The organism is Micromonospora sp. NPDC005254 (assembly GCF_042872525.1).
Lineage (GTDB): Bacteria > Actinomycetota > Actinomycetes > Mycobacteriales > Micromonosporaceae > Micromonospora.
In genome coordinates this window covers 548,789-564,088 of record NZ_JBIAKM010000004.1, presented here as the reverse complement: position 1 = coordinate 564,088, position 15,300 = coordinate 548,789, and the positions used below count along the sequence as shown (strand labels likewise).

The 15,300-nt window shown below is 73.0% G+C and carries 15 protein-coding genes and 1 pseudogene; 10 read left to right on the top strand and 6 right to left on the bottom strand.

Features of this window, described 5'->3' with window-relative positions; translation table 11 throughout:
- Positions 1–68: 68 nt before the first annotated feature.
- Positions 69–305 (bottom strand): flavin reductase, encoded by a 237-nt coding sequence (locus tag ACFYPR_RS15815; RefSeq protein ID WP_354855793.1) that lies wholly within the window; start codon positions 303–305, stop codon positions 69–71.
- The gene (locus ACFYPR_RS15810; RefSeq protein ID WP_354855792.1) at positions 302–595 is read right to left on the bottom strand and encodes a hypothetical protein; all 294 of its coding nucleotides are present in this window, start codon (positions 593–595) and stop codon (positions 302–304) included. Before ACFYPR_RS15810 ends, ACFYPR_RS15815 begins: the two co-directional genes overlap by 4 nt.
- A gap of 197 nt (positions 596–792) precedes the next feature.
- On the opposite strand from ACFYPR_RS15810, the gene ACFYPR_RS15805 reads away from it, so the two are divergent.
- Entirely contained in the window at positions 793–1,542 is a 750-nt protein-coding gene (locus ACFYPR_RS15805; RefSeq protein WP_387260653.1) for a Scr1 family TA system antitoxin-like transcriptional regulator, read from the top strand.
- On the top strand, positions 1,539–1,733 hold the full coding sequence (locus ACFYPR_RS15800) for a DUF397 domain-containing protein (protein WP_354855822.1): 195 nt from the start codon (positions 1,539–1,541) through the stop codon (positions 1,731–1,733). The genes ACFYPR_RS15805 and ACFYPR_RS15800 overlap by 4 nt, the downstream gene beginning before the upstream one ends.
- A gap of 159 nt (positions 1,734–1,892) precedes the next feature.
- Here ACFYPR_RS15800 and ACFYPR_RS15795 read toward each other — a convergent pair whose 3' ends face one another.
- The gene (locus tag ACFYPR_RS15795) at positions 1,893–2,213 is read right to left on the bottom strand and encodes a helix-turn-helix transcriptional regulator (protein ID WP_354855791.1); all 321 of its coding nucleotides are present in this window, start codon (positions 2,211–2,213) and stop codon (positions 1,893–1,895) included.
- A 256-nt stretch (positions 2,214–2,469) separates the two neighbouring features.
- Positions 2,470–3,516: a DUF4192 domain-containing protein gene (locus ACFYPR_RS15790; protein WP_354855790.1), complete on the bottom strand. Its 1,047-nt coding sequence runs from the start codon at positions 3,514–3,516 to the stop codon at positions 2,470–2,472.
- 152 nt (positions 3,517–3,668) lie between these two features.
- On the opposite strand from ACFYPR_RS15790, the gene ACFYPR_RS15785 reads away from it, so the two are divergent.
- The 5 genes from ACFYPR_RS15785 to ACFYPR_RS15765 all read left to right on the top strand — a co-directional run bounded on the left by ACFYPR_RS15785 (position 3,669) and on the right by ACFYPR_RS15765 (position 10,355).
- A complete protein-coding gene (locus ACFYPR_RS15785) occupies positions 3,669–4,583 on the top strand; it encodes a fructosamine kinase family protein (RefSeq protein ID WP_355133832.1) in 915 nt (304 codons plus the stop codon).
- Complete coding sequence (gene moaA / locus ACFYPR_RS15780) at positions 4,580–5,593, top strand: GTP 3',8-cyclase MoaA (RefSeq protein WP_354855788.1); 1,014 nt, start codon at positions 4,580–4,582, stop codon at positions 5,591–5,593. The genes ACFYPR_RS15785 and moaA overlap by 4 nt, the downstream gene beginning before the upstream one ends.
- A 2-nt stretch (positions 5,594–5,595) precedes the next feature.
- Positions 5,596–5,850 carry a MoaD/ThiS family protein gene (locus ACFYPR_RS15775; protein WP_355063406.1) on the top strand — a complete coding sequence of 85 codons (255 nt, stop codon included), beginning with the start codon at positions 5,596–5,598 and terminating at the stop codon, positions 5,848–5,850.
- 13 nt (positions 5,851–5,863) lie between these two features.
- Positions 5,864–7,114, top strand: coding sequence for a metallophosphoesterase (locus tag ACFYPR_RS15770; protein ID WP_387260515.1), 1,251 nt, complete (start codon positions 5,864–5,866; stop codon positions 7,112–7,114).
- Positions 7,115–7,175: 61 nt separating this feature from the next.
- On the top strand, positions 7,176–10,355 hold the full coding sequence (locus ACFYPR_RS15765; RefSeq protein ID WP_387260512.1) for a UvrD-helicase domain-containing protein: 3,180 nt from the start codon (positions 7,176–7,178) through the stop codon (positions 10,353–10,355).
- 204 nt (positions 10,356–10,559) lie between these two features.
- Here ACFYPR_RS15765 and ACFYPR_RS15760 read toward each other — a convergent pair whose 3' ends face one another.
- A complete protein-coding gene (locus tag ACFYPR_RS15760; protein ID WP_355063402.1) occupies positions 10,560–11,186 on the bottom strand; it encodes a prepilin peptidase in 627 nt (208 codons plus the stop codon).
- Between the two features lie 10 nt (positions 11,187–11,196).
- The gene (locus ACFYPR_RS15755; RefSeq protein ID WP_387260509.1) at positions 11,197–12,201 is read right to left on the bottom strand and encodes an EamA family transporter; all 1,005 of its coding nucleotides are present in this window, start codon (positions 12,199–12,201) and stop codon (positions 11,197–11,199) included.
- Between the two features lie 456 nt (positions 12,202–12,657).
- Here ACFYPR_RS15755 and ACFYPR_RS15750 point away from each other — a divergent pair.
- The 3 genes and pseudogenes from ACFYPR_RS15750 to ACFYPR_RS15740 form a co-directional block, all read left to right on the top strand.
- A pseudogene (locus ACFYPR_RS15750) lies at positions 12,658–13,161 on the top strand (flagellar basal body protein FliL); the annotation flags it as partial.
- 304 nt (positions 13,162–13,465) lie between these two features.
- Complete coding sequence (locus tag ACFYPR_RS15745; protein ID WP_355063528.1) at positions 13,466–13,921, top strand: hypothetical protein; 456 nt, start codon at positions 13,466–13,468, stop codon at positions 13,919–13,921.
- A 133-nt stretch (positions 13,922–14,054) separates the two neighbouring features.
- Positions 14,055–15,296 carry an ATP-binding protein gene (locus ACFYPR_RS15740; protein ID WP_355063398.1) on the top strand — a complete coding sequence of 414 codons (1,242 nt, stop codon included), beginning with the start codon at positions 14,055–14,057 and terminating at the stop codon, positions 15,294–15,296.
- The last annotated feature ends 4 nt before the right edge of the window (positions 15,297–15,300 follow it).

The following is a 15,300-nucleotide window of genomic DNA, read 5'->3' as shown; positions in this document are numbered from 1 at the left end:
GACCAGGTCCAGCCGTGGTCGCCGGGCCGACCCCCGAGGTGGCCATGGACCCCGCGCCGAGGTGCGGGCTACCGGGCCTGGGTCCAGCCGATGAAGCGCTCAGTCAGGCCAGCCGGTGGCGTGCCACCGTGCAGCTCGGTGAGGTGTTCGGTCGCCTCGGCCTGTAGCGCCGTCAGGTGCTCGATCAACTCGTCACGGCGACCGCGGTACTTACCGAGCAGGCGCAGTTTCGCGGCCGAGCAGGGCCACGCGATCCCGCAGGTGCGACAGCGCCACGTCGGCTTGAGCATTTGGTGTTCGGTCATCTGACAGCCCGCACCGGGTCACGCCGAGTCACCTGGCGGCTGGTCGGCCCGGACGTCAGCAGGTCGACCCCTTCGCGGAGCACGAACAGCTCCCGCCTAGCCCGTGCGGTGCCGTCCGATCCCAGCTCGTACGCCTCGATCCAGGTCCAGCCGTGGTAGGTGTGGCGGTCGGTGAGTTCGCGGATGACCCGGACCGTGATCGGCCGGATGAACTGCGGGCTCGCGGCGCGGGTCAGGCGAACAAGGTCACCGGCCTTGAGCGGTGGCGGGTTCGTGGGCTTGGGCGGCATGGTCCCCCTCCTCGTTGGGAGGGGCCGCCCCGGAGTGCTCGCCCGCGGGGCGGCCCCGATACGAACGCGACCGCCGGGTCTCGGGGGGTCCCTGCCGGCCGCGCCGTTCGGAAGGAACACTTCCAAGGGTTGCTATCCGAATACACTGCGTAGCAATATCTCCTGTGGACGTCTGGGACGTACGGGAGGGGTCGCGGATGAACCGCGCAGTCGCCGAGGCGATGTCAGCATCCGGCCTGACAGCGGACAGCCTCGCCGCCGAGATCGGGGTGGATCCAAAGACGGCGGCCAAGTGGGCGAACCCGGGACGGATTCCCCAGACGCGCCACCGGTCGAAGGTCGCGGCGGTCCTTGGCCGCGACGAGATGGACCTGTGGCCCGACCTGTTCAAGCGGCGCGAGCCAGCATGGCTCCGGCCCTGGACGGACATCGAGCGCGAGGCCGTCGGCTTGCGGTGGTACGAGTCCACCGTGTTGCCCGGTCTCCTGCAGACCGAGGCGTACGCGCGCGCCGTGCTGAGCAGCGGGCTCTGGGCCGACGACGACCTCGCGGCGCACGTGGAGACCCGGCTGCGCCGGCAGGCCGTCGTCTTCGATCGACCCCGTCCACCGCTGACCGTCTTCGTCATCGACGAGGCGGCGCTGCGCCGGGGAAGACCCGACATCATGGCCGAGCAGCTCGATCATCTGATGGTGCTCGCCGAACGGCCGGCCGTGATGATCCATGTGCTTCCCCTGACTGCTGGGTTCCACCCCGGCCAGGCCGGACCGTTCGTCATCGCCAGCACACCGGACGGCGGCGACGTCGGCTACCTCGACGATCAGGCGGCCGGGCGCCTCAGTAATGACGTTGCTCCATTCTGGGCGGTCTGGGATAGCGTGAGGTCGTTAGCGCTACCGCGAGACCTGACCATCGACCTGATGAGAGCGCGAGCATGGATGACGTGACCGGCGCCCGTTGGCGCAAGAGCACCCGCAGCAGCTCGAACGGTGGGGCGTGCGTGGAGGTGGCCGACAACCTGCCGGGCGTCGTGCTCGTCCGCGACACGAAGGACCGGGCCGGGGGCACGCTGGCGTTCGGCCCGGTCGCCTGGGCGAGCTTCGTCGATCTGGCGAAGGAGATTGGTCCGCTGGCGTGATATCCACTCCAGATCGCCGATGTGGGGGCATTCGGGCGTCCCGACGCCCCCACATCGCCGACCTTGAGTCGATCAACCATGGGAGTGCTCGGCTGCCCCTCCGCGATGCCCACTCGTCCGGCGTGGCCGCCACGGTCAAGTGACCCGCGGGTCGGCGGCTTATGCGGCCACGATCTCGGCAGCCCCGTGCGAGATCTTGACCTCGAACGCCATGCCGGTGCCCTTGGAGAGTTTGGCGAGTGTCGCGATCGACGGCGGCTGGTCGCCAGACTCCAGGCGCGCGATGACCGACTGGGTCATGCCCACCTTGCGAGCAAGCGCGGTCTGCGTCAATTCGTTCGCGGTGCGGTACTTGACGATACGGAGAGCGACGTCGCGAGCGAAGGCTGCCCGGTCCCACTCTGCGCGGAAATCCGGGTCCTGATGACCACACTCATCGACGACCTGCTGTGCAGTTTTGAGGTCGGAACGCTTTATCACTCCTCCTCCACATCCTTGATCCTTCGCTCCGCGGCCTTGACCGCTCGCCTGAAGTCTCGCTGACTGACAACGGCCTCCGGACCGATCGCGCCAACCATGCCCGATTACTACGTGTTCGATGGCGGGTACGGCTTGCAGCTCGGTCAGAGCCTGCGGGTGATAGAGGACTGACCAGGGGCGTCGCCGACTATAGCAAAAGTGCGATACTGCTGCTGCGCAATCTACGGCGGCTGGGCGACGACCGGCCGCGCGCGGGTCAGCGGCGGCCACGTCGGCTCCGCTTGCGGGGGCGGACCACGCCGGGCATCCCGACCGACGGCCAGCCGTCCAGCTCGGAGGGCGGCACACCGCGCCGGAGCAGGTCGTCCAGGAGCAGGGCCAGCGAGTAGTCGGGGTGCAGGCTCAGCGTGCGCTCCAGCGCGACCGCCGCCAGCGCCCCCTGCCCCGCTCGCCAGGCCGCGAACGCCAGCAGCGCACCGGGGGCGGCGGTCAGCTCCGGCTCGGCCCGGCGCAGCACGTCGGTCCAGAGGGCGATGTCCCGGTCGCGGCCGTCGGTGCGTTCCCAGGCGTGGTCACGGATAGGCAGGTGGGTCAGCAGCAGGCTCAGCCAGGCCACCTCGTCGTCGTCGAGGCGCTCACCGCGCCGCTGCCGGCGTTGCGCCTCGCGGACCGCCGCCACCCCGGCGGAACGCAGTGCCCGGCCGCCGAGCAGGTCGCTGGCGGGCGCCTGCTCGACCAGCTCGACCAGTCGCCGTTCCGCCCGGACGGTGGCCGCGTGCAGCGCGTCGCGGGCCGGGCCGTCCACCGGCGACACCTGCGCCACGAGGGCCGCCCGATCGGGAAGGGCGACCTGACCGGCGAACACGGCCGACGCGGTCACCGGGTTGGCCGTCGGGTCGTAGCGCCGACCCTCGGGTGGGCAACAGTCGGCCTCGGTGCACAGGTAGGACCACCACCGGCCGTCGGTCACCCGCAGCGCGTCGAGCACCTCCAGGCCGGCGCCGGTCAGGGCGGCGCGCACCGCGTCCACGCTCGGGGTCACCCGATCAGGTGGCCCGTAGCCCACCACGGTGGCCGCCTCCGCGCCCTGCCGAGAGATCACCCCGGCCAGGTGTCGGGCACGCTCGACCGGGTCCGTGGACGGTTCGGGCAGGTCGGCGCGGGCGGCGAAGATGATCTGCCGGCCGCGCAGCGCCACCGCGACCACGCTGTCGGCGGGATGGAAGCCGAGCAGGTACGGCACGGCGGCGATCAGGTCGGCGGGCGAGCGGACGGAGAGCTTCGCACGTTCGGTCGAGGTCATGCAGGAAGGCTGCGTCCGTCCTGCGAAGCCTTCCAGGCCCTGTGGATGACACGCGGCTTATCCACAGTTACCGAGCGTATTCATGCAGGTGGACGCGTTTCGATGTGCTCACACGACACCCCGGTGTCATGGGCAGCGGCTACCGTGCGCTGATGGACCTGGCGTACCTGCGCGCGCATCCGGCACACCTGCCGACGTTCCGGACCCATCAGCGACTCCGCGAGACGCCGGTCGCCGGAGGGAACATCTGCGCCGCCGCCCGGCTCACCCTGGACGACGGCCACTCGGTCTTCGCCAAGTCCTGGCCGGAGCGGGCCGACCGGCCGGTGCCCGAGGGCTTCTTCGCCGCCGAGGCCGCCGGGCTGCGCTGGCTGCGCGAGGCCGACGCGATCGGCGTACCCGAGGTGATCGTGGCGTTGCCCGACCTGCTGGCGCTCGACTGGGTGGAGCCCGGCGAGCCGACGCCGGACGCGGCCGAACGCCTCGGTCGGGAGCTGGCCGCCCTGCACCGGGCCGGCGCACCGACCTTCGGTGCGGCCTGGGCCGGCTTCATCGGCGCGCTCGGGCAGGACAACACCCCCGACGACGGTCCCTGGTCGACATGGTTCGCCCGCCGCCGGCTCGCCCCCTATCTGCGGCTGTCGGTCGACGGCGGTGCGCTCAGCAGCGCCGACGCCGCGCTGGTCGAGCAGGTGATCGGCCGGGTCGGCGAGTTCGGCGGGGACGAGCCGCCGGCCCGGGTCCACGGCGACCTGTGGCCGGGCAACGTGCTGTGGGGCGTCGACGAGCGGGCCTGGCTGATCGACCCGGCGGCGCACGGCGGGCACCGCGAGACCGACCTCGCCCAACTGGCGCTCTTCGGCGGCGTCGCGCACCTGGATCGGGTGCTGGCCGCCTACCGGGAGAGCTGGCCGCTGTCCGACGGTTGGCGCGACCGGGTGCCGCTGCATCAGCTGCATCTGCTGCTCGTGCACACCGCGCTGTTCGGCGCGGGCTACCGCGATGCGGTCGTCGAACTCGCCCGAGCCGCCCTGGGCAGCGTCGAGCGCGCTACGGTCGACCGGTGAGTGTCGCCCCACGGACCGACGGCGTCCTCGTCGACCGGTACGGCCGCGTCGCGCGGGACCTGCGCGTGTCCCTCACCGACAAGTGCAACCTGCGGTGCACGTACTGCATGCCGGCCGAGGGGCTGCCCTGGTTGGCCGGCCCGGAGCTGCTCACCGACGAGGAGATCGTCCGGCTGGTCCGGGTGGCCGTCGAGCGGCTCGGCGTGACCGAGGTGCGGTTCACCGGCGGGGAGCCGCTGATCCGGCCCGGGCTGCTCGGCATCGTGGCCGCGGTCGCCGCGCTCTACCCCCGTCCGCGGATCTCACTCACCACGAACGGCATCGGTCTGGACCGGTTGGCGCCCGCGCTGCGTACGGCCGGCCTGGACCGGGTGAACGTTTCGCTGGACACGCTGGCCCCGGCCCGGTTCACCCAGCTCACCCGCCGTCCCCGCCTCGACGCGGTGCTGGCGGGGCTCGCCGGGGCGGCAGCCGCCGGGCTCGACCCCGTGAAGATCAACTCCGTGTTGATGCGCGGCGTCAACGAGGACGAGGCGCCGGCCCTGCTCCGCTTCGCGCTCGACCACGGCTACCAGCTACGGATCATCGAGCAGATGCCGCTGGACGCGCAGCACGGCTGGGACCGCAGCACGATGGTCACCGCCGAGGAGATCCTGGCCTCCCTGCGTACCCATTTCGATCTCAGCCCTGACCCGGCCGAGCGCGGCGCGGCACCGGCGGAGACCTGGTTGGTCGACGGTGGCCCGGCCCGGGTCGGCGTGATCGCCAGCGTGACCCGGCCCTTCTGCGGCGACTGCGACCGCACGCGGCTGACCGCTGACGGCCAGGTCCGCGCCTGCCTGTTCGCCACCGAGGAGTCCGACCTGCGGGCGGCGCTGCGCGGCGGCGCGACCGACGACGAGGTGGCCCAGCGGTGGCGCACCGCGATGTGGGGCAAGCGCGCCGGGCACGGCATCGACGACCCCACCTTCCTCCAGCCGACCCGGCCGATGTCCGCGATCGGGGGATGACCGTGCAGCCGAGACCGCTGACCGTCCGCTACTTCGCCGGTGCGCGCGCCGCAGCCGGCCGCGCCGAGGAGGTCACCCCCGCCGGTCGGTCACTCGACGACCTCACCACCGAGCTGGCCCAGCGGCACGGCGACCGGCTCGCCGCCGTGCTGCGGGTGGCCAGTTTCCTCGTGGACGGCGTCGCCTGTCATGATCGTCGGGCACCCCTGCCGGGCGGGGCCACGATCGATGTCCTGCCCCCGTTCGCGGGCGGCTGAGGGGGGCGCACACATGTTGGCGGTTCTGGGGTTCATGGGCGTCCTGGCGCTGGTCACCGGGCTGATCCACCTCTACCTGTGGAAGCGCCTCATCCGGGACACCACCACGCCGGGTCGCTGGCGGCGGATCGGCGGGATCGCCGCCCTGGTGCTGGCGGTGCTCGTGCCGGCCACCCTGGTCGGCACGCAGGCCGGCCTCTACTGGCTCGCCTGGCCCGGCTACCTGTGGCTCGCGGTGATGTTCTACCTGCTGGTCACGCTCGTCGTGCTGGAAGTGCCGATGCTGGTCGTCCGGCTGGTGCTGCCCCGCCGGGTGACCGCCGCCGAGCCGACCACCGCCGCGCCCGAGCCGGTGCTGGTCGGGGCCGCCGGGCCCGCCGATCCGCCGGCCACCGGCGCCGTGACGGCACCGGACCACGACCCGGCCCGCCGTCTGCTGCTGGCCCGCGGAGCCGCCATCTTCGCCGGCCTCACCGCCACCGGCATCACGGGGTACGGCGTCCGCACGGCACTCGGCCCGCCCCAACTCGACCGGGTGCAGATCCCCCTCAGCAAGCTCCCGCGCAGCATGGACGGCCTGCGCATCGCCACCGTCTCGGACATCCACCTCGGCCCCCTGCGCGGGCGGGCGCACACCGAGCGGATCGTCGCCGCGATCAACCGTCTCGACGCGGACCTGGTGGCGGTCGTCGGTGACCTGGTCGACGGCTCGGTCGCCGAGCTGGGCCCGGCCGCCGCGCCGCTGCGTGACCTGCGCTCCCGGTACGGCAACTTCTTCGTCACCGGCAACCACGAGTACTACTCCGGGGTGGAGGAATGGGTCCAGGAGGTGGACCGCCTCGGCCTGCGGGTGCTGCAGAACCGTCGGCAGGAGATCCAGGCCCGGGGCGGTGTGCTCGACCTGGCCGGCGTGAACGACCTGGACGCGGACCCGGCGGGCACCGGCCTCGCCGCCGGTCCGGACTTCGCCGCCGCCCTCGGTGACCGCGATCCGAGCCGCCCGGTCGTCCTGCTCGCGCACCAGCCCCTCGCCGCGAAGCAGGCGGCCCGCTACGGCGTCGACCTGCAACTCTCCGGGCACACCCACGGCGGGCAGGTGGTGCCGTTCAACCTGGTCGTCGGCCTGGCGCAGCCGGTGGTCAGCGGTCTCGGCGAGGTCGACGGCACGAAGGTCTACGTGACCAACGGCGCCGGTTTCTGGGGCCCGCCGGTGCGGGTGGGCGCCAAGCCGCAGATCAGCCTCGTGGAGCTGCGCTCGGCATAGCGGACGTCACGTCCGCGCGTGGCGGAGGGCGGGCGGCGCGGCGGGCGTGACAGGATGCGGCGTGCCCCCGTTCAGCGCCGTACCCCCCGGTGGCCTCCCGCCCTTCGTCGCGGACCTGCACATCCACTCGAAGTACTCACGCGCGTGCAGCCGTGACCTGACGTTGCCGACCCTCGGGTGGTGGGCGCGGCGCAAGGGCATCGCCCTGCTCGGCACCGGCGACTTCACCCATCCCGCCTGGTACGACCATCTGACCGAGACGCTGCGGCCGGCTGAGCCGGGGCTCTACCGGCTCGCCCCGGAGGCGGAGCGCGACATCGCCCGCCGGCTGCCGCCGCGACTCGCCGGCACGACCGACGCGGACGCGGTCCGGTTCATGTTGAGCGTGGAGATCTCCACCATCTACAAGCGGGACGACCGGACCCGCAAGGTGCACCACCTCATCTACCTGCCCGACCTGGAAGCGGTGGCCCGGTTCAACACCGCGCTCGGCCGGATCGGCAACCTCGGCTCCGACGGCCGCCCGATCCTCGGCCTGGACTCGCGGGACCTGCTGGAGATCACCCTGGAGGCGAGCCCGGACGGCTATCTCGTCCCGGCGCACATCTGGACGCCGTGGTTCTCCGCGCTGGGCTCGAAGTCCGGCTTCGACGCGATCGCCGACTGCTACGCCGACCTGGCCGAGCACATCTTCGCCGTGGAGACCGGCCTCTCGTCCGACCCGGCCATGAACTGGCGCGTCGGCAGCCTGGACGGCTATCAACTGGTCTCGAACTCGGACGCGCACTCGCCGCCGGCCCTGGGCCGGGAGGCCACCGTGCTGACCGCCGAGCGGGACTACTTCGCCGTCCGGGAGGCGCTGCGCACCGGCGACGGCCTGGCCGGCACCATCGAGTTCTTCCCGGAGGAGGGCAAGTACCACGCGGACGGGCACCGGCTCTGCGGGGTCAACTGGTCCCCGGAGCGCACCCGGGCCGCCGGGGGGCGCTGCCCCGAGTGCGGCAAGCCGCTCACCGTGGGCGTCCTCAGCAGGATCGAGGAGCTGGCCGATCGACCCGACGGGCACCGTCCTGCACACGCCCGAGAGGTCACCCACCTGGTGCCGCTCGCCGAGATCCTCGGCGAGATCAACAAGGTGGGTGCCCGGTCGAAGAAGGTCGAGGGGCGACTCAACGAGCTGCTCGCCGCGCTCGGTCCCGAGCTGGAGATCCTGACCACGAGGCCGTTGTCGGACATCGCGCAGGCCGGCGGCGAACTGCTCGCGGAGGGCATCGGGCGGCTGCGGCGGGGCGACGTACGCCGGGTGCCGGGTTACGACGGCGAGTACGGGGTGATCACGCTGTTCGATCCGGCGGAGCTGGGCTCGCAGGAGACGCTGTTCGACGTACCGGTGCCGGCGCAGCGGCGCCCCGCGGAGCCGGCGGCCAAGGCCACGGCCAAGCGCCCGGCGACGGCCAAGGCGGAACCGAAGCGCAAGCCGGCCCCGGCGCCCGCGCCGCCGATCGCGTCGCCGCCGTCACCGCACGAACCGTTCGAGCCGATGCTCTCCGGCATGGAGGAGGTCGGCACCGGCCTGCTGGACCGGCTGGACGCCATGCAGCGGGTGGCGGCGTCCGCGCCCGGTGGGCCACTGCTCATCGTGGCCGGCCCGGGCACCGGCAAGACCCGGACGCTGACCCACCGGATCGCGTACCTGTGCGCGGAGTTGAACGTCTTTCCCGAGCGCTGCCTCGCGATCACGTTCACCCGACGGGCCGCCGAGGAGCTGCGGCACCGCCTCGACGGTCTGCTCGGCCCGGTCGCCGAGGACGTCACCGTGGGCACGTTCCACGCGCTGGGGTTGACCATCCTGCGGGAGAACGCCGGCGCGGCGGGCCTGCCGGACGGATTCCGGATCGCCGACGACGCCGAGCGGGCGGCGGCGAAGTCGGAGGCCGGCGACGATCTCGCCGGCTACACGGCGCTGCTGCGCAAGCAGGACCTGGTCGACCTGGACGAGCTGGTGAGCCTCCCGGTGGAGCTGCTGCGGGCCGACCGGAAGCTGGTCGAGCGGTACCGGAACCGCTGGCAGTGGATCTTCGTCGACGAGTACCAGGACGTCGACGCGGTGCAGTACGAGCTGCTGCGGCTGCTCAGCCCCGCCGACGGCAACCTCTGCGCGATCGGTGACCCGGATCAGGCGATCTACTCGTTCCGGGGCGCCGACGTCGGCTACTTCCTGCGCTTCTCGCAGGATTTCACGGACGCCCGACTGGTCCGGCTCAACCGCAACTACCGCTCGTCCGCGCCCATCCTGGCCGCCGCCGTGCAGGCCATCGCACCGTCCTCGCTGGTGCGGGGCCGGCGGCTGGACCCGGCCCGACTCGACCCGGAAGCCCCACTCGTCGGGCGGTACCCGGCGGCGTCGGTGGCCGAGGAGGCCGACTTCGTGGTGCGTACCGTCGACGAGCTGGTCGGCGGCCTGTCCCACCGTTCGCTGGACTCGGGCCGGATCGACGGCCGGTCCACCTCGCTGTCGTTCTCCGACATCGCCGTGCTGTACCGCACCGACGCGCAGGCCGCCCCGATCGTGGACGCCCTGACCCGGGCCAACATCCCGGTCCAGAAGCGCTCGCACGACCGGCTGCGGGACCGGCCCGGCGTGGCGGCCATCGCCCGCGAGCTGCGGCACGCCGACGGGCTGGCCGGCTCGCTCGCCGCCCGGGTGCGCCTGGCCGGTCAGGTGGTCGCCGAGCGGTTCGCGGTGCCCACCCTGGACGGCGCCGGCAGCACGGTCCGCCCCGACGACGTCCGCTCGGCGGTGGACCTGCTGACCCCGCTGGCCCGCCGCTGCGGCGACGACCTGGAGACGTTCCTGTCGCAACTGGCCACCGGCGCGGAGGTGGACGCGCTCGACCCGCGCGCCGAGGCGGTCACCCTGCTCACCCTGCACGCCGCGAAGGGCCTGGAGTTCCCGGTGGTCTTCCTGGTCGGCGTCGAGGACGGGCTGCTGCCGTTGCGCTGGCCGGGCTCGACGCCCGACGAGGACGCGGTCGCCGAGGAACGCCGGCTCTTCTTCGTCGGCCTGACCCGGGCCCAGGACCGGCTGTACGTCAGCCACGCTGCCCGCCGGACCCGGCACGGCGTGGAGCGTGACTGCGCACCCTCGCCGTTCCTCACCGCGATCGACCCGGGCCTGTTCGAGCGGTTCGGTGAAACCGAGCCGCGTCGCCCCAGGGATCGCCAACTCCGCCTGATCTGAGCTACCCGGGGGCTGGGTGCCGTCGGCGTGGCGCGCTCGGGCCTAGTCACGCCGACGAGCGGTATACCTGAAAGTCATATTTATGACTTTCAGGTATACCGCTCGTGCGGACGACCGCTACCGGCGATGTCACTAACGGTGATTGCCCGCCGCTGAGCCCGGCAGTCGCGGCAACCGGCGCGTCGGCCACACGTTCAGCCCTGGTCAACCGATGAGCACGGCGAGCCAGGTGCCCGTCAGCAGGGCCGGTCCGAGGGGCAGCAACGTTTCGCGGTGGATTTTTCGAGCTGCTAGCAGGGCAAGAACCAGGACACCGTGCAGCAGGTGCGGCAGGAGCAGCCCGGCCAGCACGGCATCGCGGCCCAGCCAGCCGAGCGGCAGCCCGAGGACCGCTGCGAGTTTCACGTCCCCGAAGCCCAGCCGGGACCTCGGCAGCAGGGCCAGCAGCACGTGTGACGCGCCCGCGACCGCCGCACCCCCCAGCGCGCCAAGCAGCCGGCCAGGAGTGCCGGCCAGCAGCGCCGCCCCGGTCAGGCCCCCGAGGGCCACCGTGCCGGCGACCGCGACCAGCGGATCGGGCAACCGCAGGCACGCCAGGTCGACCACGGCCAACACCAGCCCCACCGCCGCCACCGCGAGCAGGACCGGCAACGCCGGGTCGTCACCCCGCGCGACGGCGAGCCCCACGAATACCACGGCCGCCACCGGTGGGCTCAGCCAGGCGCCGCGCCGCAGCCGGGCCGGGGTGGTGAAGCGCCGGGCCAGTGGGGGTACGACGAGACCGGCCGCCCCACCGAGCAACGCCACCCCCACCAGCCCAGCGGCCGACATGAGCCGGAGGTTACCGCCGGTCCGCCGTCGATGCGGTCCCCGTTCGTGATCCCGTGCCCGCCCGACGCGGGCGTTCCGTGCTCACCACCAGGGCCACCCCGGCGACGATGACCGCCCCGCCGAGCAGCACCCGCCCAGTGATCGGCTCGGCCACCAGCAGCGCCCCGAGCGCCACCGCGACCGCCGGGTTCACGTACGCGTACGTCGAGACCAGCGAGATCGGCGCGTTCTGCAGCAGCCAGACGTACGCGGTGAAGGCCACCAGCGAGCCGGCCACCATGAGGTAGCCCAACGCCAGCCAGGACCGGGTGCTGACCGCCGCCGGGTGGAACTCGCTCAGCTCGCCCCGGCCGGCGGCGACCACGGCCAGCGCCACCGCGCCGGCCACCATCTGGTACACCGTGCCGACGAACGGGTCGGCGGGCACCCGGATCCGTCCCGACAGGAACGACCCGACCGACCACGCGATGGCCCCCGCCACCACCGTCAGCGCGCCGACCAGCGGCACCGCGTCCGCGCTGCCGGCGGGCAGCACCAGCAGGACCAGACCGACGAAGCCGAACGTGACCCCGGCGAACGTCCAGACCGGGGGCCGGTCACCGGTGGCGGATCGCAGCAGCACCACGAGCAGCGGCACTGTCGCCACCAGCAGCGCCGCGATTCCGGACGGCACCGCCACCCCGGGCGGCCCGGATTCGGCGAGCACCACCAGGCCGTTGCCACCGGCGAGCAGGAGCACACCGACCAGCGCGGCGGAGCCGAGCTGCCGACGCTGCACGCGCAGCGCGCCCGGCCCTCGGCGCAACCGCAGCACCACCGCCAGCACCAGGCCGGCGACGGCGAACCGCAGGGCGGCCGACAGCAGCGGCGGCAGCGTCTCCACCGCGACCCGGATGGCCAGATAGGTGGAGCCCCAGAGCAGGTAGACCACGATCAACGCGGTCCAGACCAGGGTTGGCTTGGCGGCGGCGCGGCGGCCGGGCAGGGCGGCGGCGCTCGGTGGAGATGAGCTCATCGGTGGACCACGCTACGGTGACCTCGGAGTCGGCGTCGCGCATTGGTGGCCGGCCTCTCACCAGATGTGCAGGAGGGCGGCATGACGAACTACGGACCACCGGGTGAGGGCTTTCGAGGCCCGTGGCGTGGGCAACGGCCCGACGAGACGCCCGGCCGGCCGCCGCAGCAGCCCTATCCGTCGGGCCCCGAGCCCTACCCGCCGACGGTCCAGGCCTACCCGCCCGCCCCTGCGGAGCGCCCCGGGTCCTACGGCGACGGTCCGTACGGCGGCGTACCGGCGAGGCCCTACGGTGCGGGGCCCTCGTACGGCGGGGAGCGCGGGACACCGTACGGGGCTGAGCCGTCCGGCGCGCCCTACGGCGGCGGACGGTACGGCGGGGAGGCCGGAGCGCCCTACGGTGGCGCGTACCCGCCGGCCGCGGCGAACCCCCCGTACGGCGGAGAGCCGTACCGGCCCGACGACGGCCCGTACGGCGGTGACCCCGCACCCGACCCGTCCGGACGCGGCAGAGGGCCGCTGATCGCTGTGGTGGCCGTCGTGGTGCTGCTGGCGCTGGCCGGTGGCGGCGCGTACTGGTTTCTCGGCCGGTCCGACGACCCGGCCGCCCCGGTGGCCGCGCCGACCGTTTCGGCCGGTGTCGGGGCGCCAAGCGCGGACGTGACCGAGCCGGCCGAGCCGGTGCCGAGCGCCGCCGCACCGGAGTCGTCGGCCGACCCGCGGTTCGTCAAGGTCGGCCAGTGCGTGCGCAACGACGGGGCGGCCGGCGGCAAGCCCAAGCTGCTGATCAGCGGCTGCACAGCGAAGTCGTACGAGGTGCTGCGCCGGATCGACGGCGCGACCAGCGGCGAACGCGACGCCGAGGCCAAGTGCGCCAAGGTCGACGGCTACACCAACTGGTACTTCTTCGACAGCGAGCTGGACACCCTCGACTTCGTCCTCTGCCTGAAGCAGCGCTGACCACCCACCCCCTGGGGATGACATGACGACCTACGGACCATCGGGTTCCGGGCAGCCGGACGACCCGTACCAGCGCCCGCCGACCGGCCCCGATGGCCCGCCCCCGGTCGACCCGACCGTCCCCCAGTGGGGTCCGCCGCCACCGCAGCCACCGCAGTGGGGCCCGCCGCCGCAGCCGGCGCAGTGGGGTCCGCCGCCGCAGCCCTCGGAGTGGGACGCACCGCCGGGCCCGTTCCCACCCGCCGGGCCCGCACCCGGCGAGACGGCGGCGCCGTGGCCTCCGCAGGCGCCCGGCGGGTACGGGATGCCACCCGCCCCGCCGGCGAGAAGGAGCGGCGGGAAGATCGCCCTCATCGTCGCGCTGGTGGTCCTGCTCCTGCTCTGTCCCTGTCTCGGCCTCGTCGGCTGGGCGGCGTGGAAGGTCGCCGACAGCGACAGCGACTCTGCCGCACCAGCCCCGTCGCTGAGCGCACCCGTCGTCCCGCCGGGCCTGCCCAGTGACGCCCCGAGCCCCGTCCTGCCATCCCCGGACGAGGAGGAGTTCGCCAAGGGGGACTGCGTGGTCAACGACGGCAGCGAGGACGACGCGGACCTGCGCAAGGTGCCGTGCGGCCCGAACACCTACCAGGTGCTGCTGCGCATCCCGGCGACCACCGACGGGGACCGGTGCGAGACGCTCGCGCCGCAGGCGACCGCGAACTACGTGCACGACAACGCGATCGACGTGTTCGATTACGTGCTCTGCCTGAAGAAGCGGTGATCCTTGCGCAAACTAGGGCTGTCTAGCGTGGACGCTAGACAGCCCTAGTTTTATCTCGACGGCCGCAACACGCCGGTAGCCTCATCTATCCATATCTAGCTTCGCAGCTAGAGGGCCCGATACTCTGCGATGCGTGGATCCGGTCCGCAACCCGTACGCCCCGGGCGCCGGCCAGCGCCCGCCCGAACTCGCCGGGCGGGGGCGGGAACTGGACGTCTTCGACATCGTGCTGGAGCGCATCGCCCGCGGTCGGCCCGAACGCAGCCTCATGCTCACCGGCCTGCGCGGCGTCGGCAAGACCGTCCTGCTGAACACCCTGCGTTCCCAGGCGATCAACCGGCTCTGGGGCAGCGGCAAGATCGAGGCCCGGCCGGACCAGTCACTGCGCCGCCCGGTCGCCGCCGCGTTGCACATGGCGGTCCGCGAACTCGCCCCCCGGCACCGCGCCCCGGACCGGATCGACGCCTTCCTCGGGGTGCTCAAGGCGTTCGCCCAGCGGTCCACACCGACCGGCCGCGCCGGGACCCCGTCCAAGCTGCGCGACCGGTGGCAACCCGGCATCGACGTGCCCGCCGCCAGTGGCCGGGCCGACTCCGGAGACATCGAGATCGACCTGGTCGAGCTGTTCAGCGACGCCGCAGCCGTGGCCAGTGACGTGGGCACCGGCGTCGCGCTCTTCATCGACGAGATGCAGGACCTCGGGCCGGAGGACGTCTCCGCGCTCTGCGCCGCCTGCCACGAACTGTCCCAGATCGGCGCGCCGCTGATCGTCGTCGGCGCCGGGCTACCGCACCTACCGGCCGTGCTCAGCGCCGCCAAGTCGTACTCGGAGCGGCTCTTCCGCTACCAGCGCATCGACCGGCTCGATCGGATCGCCGCCGACCAGGCGCTCTGCGCGCCGGCCGAGCGCGAGGAGGTGGAGTACGAGCAGAAGGCGCTCGACCTGCTCTACGAGAAGTCCGGCGGCTACCCGTACTTCGTCCAGGCGTACGGGAAGGCGACCTGGGATCATGCGCCACGGTCGCCGATCACCGCCGCCGACGTCCGGGTCGCCGCCCCCGAGGCCGAGGCCGAGCTGGCGGTCGGCTTCTTCGGCTCCCGGTTCGAGCGAGCCACCCCGGCCGAGCGCGAATACATGCGGGCGATGGCCACGCTGTCCCTGGTGGAGGGCGAGTCCGGCGGCGTGGCCCGTGACGACATGGACGCCGCGGTGCCCACCGCCGAGATCGCCCGCGCTCTCGGCCGGAAGCCGGCCAGCCTCTCCCCGGCCCGCGACGCGCTGATCAAGAAGGGGCTCATCTACTCCGGCGAACGGGGCACGGTGGCCTTCACCGTTCCGCACTTCGGCCGGTACCTGCGCACCCAGCCAACCTGACCGC

Coding starts and splice junctions, on each gene's coding strand:
- ACFYPR_RS15815 (WP_354855793.1), bottom strand. CDS start 305: ATGACCGAACACCAAATGCTCAAGCCGACGTGGCGCTGTCGCACCTGC.
- ACFYPR_RS15810 (WP_354855792.1), bottom strand. CDS start 595: ATGCCGCCCAAGCCCACGAACCCGCCACCGCTCAAGGCCGGTGACCTT.
- ACFYPR_RS15805 (WP_387260653.1), top strand. CDS start 793: ATGAACCGCGCAGTCGCCGAGGCGATGTCAGCATCCGGCCTGACAGCG.
- ACFYPR_RS15790 (WP_354855790.1), bottom strand. CDS start 3,516: ATGACCTCGACCGAACGTGCGAAGCTCTCCGTCCGCTCGCCCGCCGAC.
- ACFYPR_RS15785 (WP_355133832.1), top strand. CDS start 3,669: ATGGACCTGGCGTACCTGCGCGCGCATCCGGCACACCTGCCGACGTTC.
- ACFYPR_RS15770 (WP_387260515.1), top strand. CDS start 5,864: ATGTTGGCGGTTCTGGGGTTCATGGGCGTCCTGGCGCTGGTCACCGGG.
- ACFYPR_RS15760 (WP_355063402.1), bottom strand. CDS start 11,186: ATGTCGGCCGCTGGGCTGGTGGGGGTGGCGTTGCTCGGTGGGGCGGCC.
- ACFYPR_RS15755 (WP_387260509.1), bottom strand. CDS start 12,201: ATGAGCTCATCTCCACCGAGCGCCGCCGCCCTGCCCGGCCGCCGCGCC.
- ACFYPR_RS15745 (WP_355063528.1), top strand. CDS start 13,466: ATGCCACCCGCCCCGCCGGCGAGAAGGAGCGGCGGGAAGATCGCCCTC.